This window comes from Bacillus sp. EE-W1 (genome assembly GCF_009760835.1).
Taxonomy (GTDB): Bacteria; Bacillota; Bacilli; order Bacillales; family Bacillaceae_G; genus Bacillus_A; species Bacillus_A wiedmannii.
On the sequence record NZ_WIPE01000165.1, the window covers coordinates 1 to 1,364 of the forward strand.

Here is a 1,364-nt window from a genome sequence, read left to right on the forward strand (position 1 = left end):
CTAGGTACATATTTCGCAAGAAATCTATCCAAAACAAACGATATAGTATCCATTAAGCGAATTAATTAAGCATGGAATTAGATGTAGACTATTGAATACGTATTTTGTTTTTTATTAAACAATACGGTACGTGAAATTTTAAGTTTCTCTTATAAAAAAAGCCCCTTGAAAGGAGCACTTATTTTACAAGATACTGTTCAATTGCTTTTATTAATAGTTCTGCACCTTCTGGACTTAATATGATCTTACCATTTGCTAATGCCATGTTACGATTTGACACTTCTCCTGTTAATGCACAAACACCACCAGGCTGATACTTCTGTAAAATAATATCTTCACCTTCTACAAAAATCTCTAATGGCGATTTTTCTTTAATACCAAGCGTATTTCTAAGTTCCTTTGGAATTACTATACGCCCTAATTCATCCACTTTTCTAGTTACTCCGGTTGCTTTCATCCAGCAAATTTCCCCATTTCATTATCAATTTGTACCCAATTTATTCTTTACTATTGTAACAGGCTTTCGCCATGCATGAGAAACATGAAGATCCAAAAAATAACGATCATAACAAGAAATTCTTCAAACTTTCTTGAAAGGAAATTATCTCTAAAAATTACACTTAATCCTAGAGTGGCATCTCATACCGAGAATCGTTTCCGTACCCCTAAATACCCCACGTTATCACCTCATATAGATTCGGAATGTATACATTCTGTATTCGTTAACTATGTTCCTCCACTACATAATGAATACAAAAAATGTGAGAGTATATTCACCCTCACATGTGTTTAAATTATTATTCAGGATATTTAGTTTGTTGTTCCATATGTTTTGCAACGTCAATTAAGGGTTGCATCTCCTTTAAAAAAGCATTTACAATCTCTAAAGGAATCCATAAAATAATACTCACTAAATTCATCATAACAGCCAGTGAGTTCAATTATAATTCTAGGTGCATTCTTATACTCAGGTTCAAGATAAAGCATATTACATCGGCAAAGAATTGTAAATAACTCGTTAAATTTCCCACCTAGAATAAAGGTGGCTTCATAATTATCATCAAATGATACAACATGGCTAGCTTCATATTGAAACCGTCCATTTCTAAATATAGTTCCTGTAATATCTCTATACCTTATTGATGTTTCCACTGTCATAATCATCACCTCAAAGAAGTGATTCTATGCATGGATGCTAAACACCTTTTACAATATAGGGTATTATATTTTCATTTAAAATTACGGTACGTGAAATTTTATGTTTACCTTATTAAAAAACCCCCATAGATCTTACATCTATGAGAGCTGCCTAAGGGTATTTAGACTTTCGACTCCATTCTATTGTAACAGGCTTTCACCATACA

At 32.5% G+C, this 1,364-nt stretch carries 2 protein-coding genes; both read right to left on the bottom strand.

The features are described 5' to 3' along the window. Nucleotides 1-178: 178 nt before the first annotated feature. Nucleotides 179-457: an AbrB/MazE/SpoVT family DNA-binding domain-containing protein gene (locus GFJ36_RS28835; RefSeq protein WP_157349859.1), complete on the bottom strand. Its 279-nt coding sequence runs from the start codon at nucleotides 455-457 to the stop codon at nucleotides 179-181. Between the two features lie 383 nt (nucleotides 458-840). Next, on the bottom strand, nucleotides 841-1,158 hold the full coding sequence (locus GFJ36_RS28840) for a hypothetical protein (protein WP_157349860.1): 318 nt from the start codon (nucleotides 1,156-1,158) through the stop codon (nucleotides 841-843). Nucleotides 1,159-1,364 lie beyond the last annotated feature (206 nt).

Bases quoted from the DNA above. Each gene is read 5' to 3' on its own strand.
- GFJ36_RS28840 (WP_157349860.1), bottom strand. From the start codon at position 1,158: ATGACAGTGGAAACATCAATAAGGTATAGAGATATTACAGGAACTATA.
- GFJ36_RS28835 (WP_157349859.1), bottom strand. From the start codon at position 457: ATGAAAGCAACCGGAGTAACTAGAAAAGTGGATGAATTAGGGCGTATA.